Annotated in this window: 7 protein-coding genes and 1 pseudogene; 1 reads left to right on the forward strand and 7 read right to left on the reverse strand. The window is 66.7% G+C overall.

The genetic code is table 11. The features are described from left to right. The 3 genes from ACLL97_RS18285 to ACLL97_RS18295 all read right to left on the reverse strand — a co-directional run. Positions 1–181, reverse strand: a 181-nt coding sequence (locus ACLL97_RS18285; protein ID WP_411281917.1) for a hypothetical protein, incomplete at its 3' end; no start/stop codon positions are given. Then, positions 178–1,239 (reverse strand): hypothetical protein, encoded by a 1,062-nt coding sequence (locus tag ACLL97_RS18290; protein WP_411281918.1) that lies wholly within the window; start codon positions 1,237–1,239, stop codon positions 178–180. The genes ACLL97_RS18290 and ACLL97_RS18285, both read right to left, overlap by 4 nt. After that, on the reverse strand, positions 1,236–1,544 hold the full coding sequence (locus ACLL97_RS18295) for a hypothetical protein (protein ID WP_411281919.1): 309 nt from the start codon (positions 1,542–1,544) through the stop codon (positions 1,236–1,238). The genes ACLL97_RS18290 and ACLL97_RS18295 overlap by 4 nt, the downstream gene beginning before the upstream one ends. Before the next feature lie 793 nt (positions 1,545–2,337). Here ACLL97_RS18295 and ACLL97_RS18300 point away from each other — a divergent pair. Beyond that, complete coding sequence (locus ACLL97_RS18300) at positions 2,338–2,670, forward strand: hypothetical protein (protein WP_411281920.1); 333 nt, start codon at positions 2,338–2,340, stop codon at positions 2,668–2,670. On the opposite strand, the gene ACLL97_RS18305 is transcribed toward ACLL97_RS18300, so the two are convergent. The 4 genes and pseudogenes from ACLL97_RS18305 to ACLL97_RS18320 form a co-directional block, all read right to left on the reverse strand. Continuing rightward, the gene (locus ACLL97_RS18305; protein ID WP_411281921.1) at positions 2,633–3,268 is read right to left on the reverse strand and encodes a hypothetical protein; all 636 of its coding nucleotides are present in this window, start codon (positions 3,266–3,268) and stop codon (positions 2,633–2,635) included. The two genes, ACLL97_RS18300 and ACLL97_RS18305, sit on opposite strands and share 38 nt — an antisense overlap. Then, on the reverse strand, positions 3,265–4,899 hold the full coding sequence (locus tag ACLL97_RS18310; protein ID WP_411281922.1) for a hypothetical protein: 1,635 nt from the start codon (positions 4,897–4,899) through the stop codon (positions 3,265–3,267). The genes ACLL97_RS18305 and ACLL97_RS18310 overlap by 4 nt, the downstream gene beginning before the upstream one ends. Positions 4,900–4,983: 84 nt before the next feature. Beyond that, positions 4,984–5,406, reverse strand: coding sequence for a hypothetical protein (locus ACLL97_RS18315; RefSeq protein WP_411281923.1), 423 nt, complete (start codon positions 5,404–5,406; stop codon positions 4,984–4,986). Beyond that, positions 5,403–5,682 (reverse strand): annotated as a pseudogene (locus ACLL97_RS18320) (hypothetical protein); the annotation flags it as partial. The gene ACLL97_RS18315 and the pseudogene ACLL97_RS18320, both read right to left, overlap by 4 nt.

Genomic DNA, 5,682 nt, shown 5'->3' on the forward strand with positions numbered 1-5,682 from the left:
CGTTCACGCCGTCATTGACAGCGGCGAGGAACACGCGGTCCCACCCACCCGACTGCGTGTCGCCCTCCTTGACCTCGGTGTCGATCGCGACGTGGCGGTAGCGCGTCACGGCGCGCGAACGCATGCGCTTTGAGCGACCGAAGAAGTGCGGAGACATCGTGCGGCGGTACTCGTATGTCATGACGTTGCCGTCTCCTGTCGGTCGGTGACCCAAACCAGAACGTCGTGGATGTGGACGATGAGCGTCTTCGTGCCGAGCGCGGCGTGAAGCACCCTACCGAGCAAGAAATCGAAGACCTCCAGCGACCCCGCGAGACCCGTCGGCAAGTACCGGCGACGAGCGACCGCACCACCACGCGTTGCGATCGGTTTGGCGTCGTAGCCGTAGCGCTCGTCACCATCGCCACTGCCCAGCGTCACAACTTGCATGCGCGCGTGGATGTCGGGGCGTTGCCACCCACGTCGACGAGCCTCGTGCAGTAGTGACGCCGCGAGCGCGTTGATCTCGTAGGAGATCTCTTCGATTGATGACGGCGTCAGCTTGCCGAGACGCCCCATCTTCGCGCTGTGGCTGGCCGACCCGACGAGACGATCGAGATTGTCGTCGCCCTTCTCGCGCCACTTGTGGTTTGGACCGACGCGCCCCTCGACGAGGGTACCGAAGTTCGTCGGGTGGCGGAGCTTGCCCTTCGTAATCGCGTCGACGAGCAGCTCGTTGAACTCCTCGGCGAGCGCCTCCATGGGCTCGGCGGGCTTGCGCGGCTTCGTCGGCTCGGGCTTCGGCGGTGGGAAGCGCTTGCGGACCTCCTCCTCCTGCCGGCGAATTGCCTCGGCGCGCTCGCGCGCGATGTCGGCCTCGGTCTTCGCGGGCTGCTTGGCGGGCTGCTTGAGCGCCTTGGTCTGCTCTTCGAGCTTCTTCTTGAGCGCCGCGACCTCGCGCTGGAGCTGCTCGACCTTCGAGGTCTTCTTCGAGGTCTTCTTCGCGTTCTTCTTCGCGTTCTCGACGCGACGAACCTCTGCGAGTGCCTTGGCCTCACGCTCGCGCTTTTTCTCCTCACGCGCCTCACGTTCGCGGTTTTTCCGCCGCGTCTCCGCGCCCCTCTTCGCCGCCTCGCTGCGCCGAGCAAATTCGCGAGCAGCCGCACGCTCGGCAGCCCGGCGATTGCGCGCGAGCGTGGCCTTGCGTTTCTCCGCGGGCGTCATCTTCTTCGCGCCCTTGGGCTTCTTTCTCGCGCTCACGGCGTGACCCTCCTACGTGCCCTGCTGCTGTTGTCGTTCGCGGCGGCGACCTCGATGCGCCGGCGCTCGCGCGCGCGCCTCGGCTCCGACTCGTCGCAGTTGCGGATAACCGCGACGCACCTTGAACTCCCATTAGGGAGGGCCGGATCGCCTCCGCCGCTCCTCAGCGCGAGGCTCATCGCCACCGACTTCGCCCACTCGGGGTCGTGCATCGGCGGCGATTGATGACGCGCGCGATAGCCGACGCGACCCCGCCAATCGGTGCGCTCGATCTCGACGATCGCGATGTACTTGCACGCGCTCATTGAGCGCTCCTTGCCGGAGCAAGCCCGGCATCGGTCGCGACGCCCACGCGGGCATCGCTCTCGTCCTCTACGGAGTCACAGGAGCCCACCAGCGCACACGCGAGACCAGCTCGCGACGCGGCGATGGAGACGGACGCGGACGCGCCCGAACGACCAGCAACTATTGGTGCTGGGCCGTCCGCGCCGGCGCCGGCACTCGACGCCGCGCGTGCAACGCGGCGAACAGCTCGTCGACCGCGGCGAGGAGTACGCCCCCGCGCTCGGATCGGACGGCGCATCACCATCACCATCGGCGTCCGAGACACGCGACGGACGAAGACGCTCGCGACCTCGTGGGTCGCGAGCATCACCATCGCGACGTCCTCGGGTGTACGACCGGCAGCGATCTCGGAGTCGATGAGCGACTCGGCGCGCTGGACGAAGTCATAGGCCGCGTCGACGGGGACACCGCCCTGGACGAGTCTCTCGAAGACTCGCGTGGCGTACTTGTCACGGTAGAGGCCGGCGCCGGAGAGCCTGGCGGGCTTGTCACACGGCGTGATTTCCGTGTGATTTGTGGGACGCGCTCCGGGGTCTTGCCCGGGGCGCTGGAACTGGTATTCTATGCAGCAGCTGCTGCGGGAATTTTCGGGCACAGATTTTCTCCTCGTGAGCAGCTCCGAAGAGGTCTTTCCGTCGAAAAGAAAGAGACCTCTTCGTTGCTTTTTGTCGCCGCGGCGACGAGTCGGTTGACTACCTCACCCGCTGATTGTCCCAGCGCGACCGTCACGCGTCAAGCGTGCACACTGCACGTATGACACGTCATACAGACCCGCGCGACGCATTCGCTCGGGAAAACAAGCACTTCGGGGATCATCACCGCCCCGCCATCCATCGGCTTTGGGCCTCGTTTCCCTCGATGGCGATCAGCGCGCATGGCGCGCAGATCATCGACCGAGTGAACTTCAGCGACACCCGCCGTCGCTCGCAGACGCTGCAGCGCGGTCGCTCCACCACCTCGACGCGCGGCAGCTCGGCCGGCGGTGTCGCCGCGGAGCTGGTGGAGGTCACGCATGTCACCGAGGGCGGCGCGCAGCAGCTGCTCGCGCTCATGCTCCCCTCAATGCGCGGTAGCTGCCACGCGTAGTCGCCGCCGCGCCGACAAGGGCGGGCACCACGAACCCGAGCCCGAACCACAAGACGAAGCCGATGCCGGCAAGCCACACAAGCATGGTGACCGCGCCCGTCACCGGCGCACCGCCGGCCTCGTCGGCTTCGCTCGGGTTCGCAGCGACCGCGAGATGCATGCCCGTGAGGGCCTCGAACGACGTTCGCAAAACCTTGAGGCGCGCGTCGAAGACGTCGAGCTGTCCGGAGTTGGCGCTGCTGATGCCGCCGCGCTTGTACTCGGACCAGTTGGACTGCCAGCTCGTGAATTGCGTGCGCCACGCCACGTACTTCACGTCGGCGGCGCTGAGACAATCGTTGTAGCCCGTGAGCGGGTTGACGATGCCGGTGCACACACCAGAGGCGAGCTTGCTCTTCTGCACCGCCATGAGCGCGTTGTACTGCGCCTTCGAGGCCTGTTCGAGGGCGAGCAAGTCTTCCTCGATGGCGTTCTTCTTGGCGACGATGCTCGCCTCGCTCCAGTACGCGCCGACCACCGCACCGCCGGCGCGAGGGCCGAGCATCGCCAGCTCGTACTCGGCGAGGTCCGCGTCGCTGATTCGGATCTTGTAGGTCATGACCCCGTCTCCTCTGCGCTCGACGCGCTCTGACTACCCGAGACCAGTGCCATCCTCATGACCGCCGGCTCGGGGCGTGGCATCGACTTCACGATTTCGAATGCATCGCGCGAGAGCGCGGCCCACTGCGCCTGCCAGGAGTTCGCGACGACGTCGGGCACAACGACCTGCATCGAGATGATCGGCTCGTTGTCTGAGTTGTACGAGATGCTCGACCGCTGCAGCTTCGTATGGACCATCGACTCCTCACCCACCGCGCGCCACCCGCGTGACCGCCTCCACAGCTCGCGAGCAAGCACCTCGACCGCGACGCCGTTGGCGACCGCGATCGGCGCTGCGACCAACAAGACCTGTTCGTCGCTCGCGAGCGTGCCGCCCTGCGAGTCGCGACCGAGAGCCCAGAACACATCGGCGACGCGCGGGTCCGACATGAATGTGAGCGCGACGGCCCACCAACGACGCACGTGTGCCTGCGCCTCGATCGATAGTCCACGCGAGCCCCATTCGGGCGCGCCCATGGTCGTCAGCGGTCTCGCCGTGGCCGAGAAGTACGCATACGACTCGCGGTAGAGCGCGAGCAACGACTCCTGCGCCGGCTCATCGCGATAAGCAGCCGCGGAATACTTTCCGATCACCGGGCACGCTGCCGAATACGTAGACTCGGCGTGGAGCGGCGCGGGGAATCCCGCATCGAGTGATGCCGAGCGCGCATCGCGAATCGTCCGGACCATGCCAGCGCATCGACCATCGCGGTCGGCGACAGTCGCATCGAGCGCACCGTTGGCGAGCGAGAGACCGGCACCCCAGAGCTGGCCGAGGATGGGGACCGCACCCATCGCCATCGAGATGAGCGCGAGGCTGCTCTCGATCGCAACGTCGCTCGGGGGCCGCTCGTCAGCAGCGGCGCGCAGCGCGATGCCGAGCGCGTCTGCGACCGGCTTCACCGTTTTGATTGCGCTGTCGAGGAACCTCACGCTGTCGGACTGCTTACTCGCCGTCCTGATCGACTTGATCCAGGACTGCGCCGTCTGCTCGCCGACGCCAAACTGTTCGCCGATCTTCCAGGCGTCTGCGCCGATGGAGAACTTCGCGGTCACCGACGTTGCGAGCTTGCTCATCGACAGCGCCGAGGCCTGCTGCAGTGCTCCGAACAGCGTCGTCGGCGCACGCGTCATGTCAGCCGTCGGCGCCGGGTTCGCGGCCACGCGCGCCATCATCGCCGCGACGCGAGCCTCCGCCGTCGCCGGGACGTCTGCGAGATATTCGAGCCCGGTACCGGGCTGTACGAACGCGGCGTTGTTCCAGATGTTGTAGGCGCGCGGCCATCCAGCAGGCGGCGGACCGAATGTAGGGTCGACCGCGCTCGCGGGCATCGCGCTGCCGAGCGCTGAGAAGAGGTCATCCGCAAATGGCTCGGGGTCTCGCTCGGTCAGCATGACGTTTTTCATCGTGGCGACTCGGCGGCCAGTTGAAAGTTTGTCGAGCATGCTGCTCCGGTCGATGCGCGAGTCGATGACCAGCGAGCGCTCCGTGATGGTCGGCGGCGCTTTGGTCGCGCCGCTGGTGCCAGCGCGGTTCGCGAGCGCGAAGCCGCCGACGAGTAGGAAGGAGACGAGGAGGAACGGGAACATGGTGAGGTGGGCTTTCGTGTGTCGCGCGTGTCGTGGATCCCCGGTGAGTGCTGTCGCGATGCGATGTGATTGATGAAGCGGTGGTCAGCAGTCGACTTCGATGACCGCGGTGATTCGGACGAACTCGCCGCTCGGCATGGTGAGCGCGTCGCCAGTGGTCGACGACTGCACCCCGACGATCCCGTCAACGAACGGGATGCCACACGCTGGCAGCGGGAACGTGTACGACGTTCCGACCGCGATCGATGGACTCGTGAGCGCGATCGTCTCCCGACTGGCGCCCTCGCCGACCAGCGTCGTGACGAGCACGTAGAGCGGCGCGCCGGCGTCGGCGTCGACGTAGACATGCAAAAAGAGGAGCTTGCAGGGACCACCCGCGAGCGCTGCATTGCGCTCGAAGCCCGTGGCGGTCTGCGTGTAGTAGGGGACCTGTCGCCTGCGAGGCGGTGCGTTGCAATGACAGAACACAAGACCGTCGCAGCGGCCGCACAACTCGACGTTGCTCACGTTGATCTCCCTACCGACGGCGCCGTCGCAAGCGCGCCCTTCAACTTCTTCGGTTGCGCGTTCGCCGCGAACTCCGCCCTGACCCGCGCGCTCCGCGCCTGCTGCACGCGCGCCTCCTCACGCTCGGCTGCGACCTCGGCGAGCAAGCGCGCCTTGCGGCGCACCTCGATGCTGTCCTCGTGGAGGGCGCGCATCCGGTAGTCGATCTCCTGCCGCTCGATCTCGTCGGCCGCGTGCCTGACCTCGTCGAGGACCAGCTCCGGGTTGAGCAAGTAC

The organism is Gemmatimonas sp., from assembly GCF_046594945.1.
Classification (GTDB): Bacteria; Gemmatimonadota; Gemmatimonadetes; order Gemmatimonadales; family Gemmatimonadaceae; genus Gemmatimonas.

Bases quoted from the DNA above. Each gene is read 5' to 3' on its own strand.
- ACLL97_RS18295 (WP_411281919.1), bottom strand. From the start codon at position 1,544: ATGAGCGCGTGCAAGTACATCGCGATCGTCGAGATCGAGCGCACCGAT.
- ACLL97_RS18300 (WP_411281920.1), top strand. From the start codon at position 2,338: ATGACACGTCATACAGACCCGCGCGACGCATTCGCTCGGGAAAACAAG.
- ACLL97_RS18305 (WP_411281921.1), bottom strand. From the start codon at position 3,268: ATGACCTACAAGATCCGAATCAGCGACGCGGACCTCGCCGAGTACGAG.
- ACLL97_RS18310 (WP_411281922.1), bottom strand. From the start codon at position 4,899: ATGTTCCCGTTCCTCCTCGTCTCCTTCCTACTCGTCGGCGGCTTCGCG.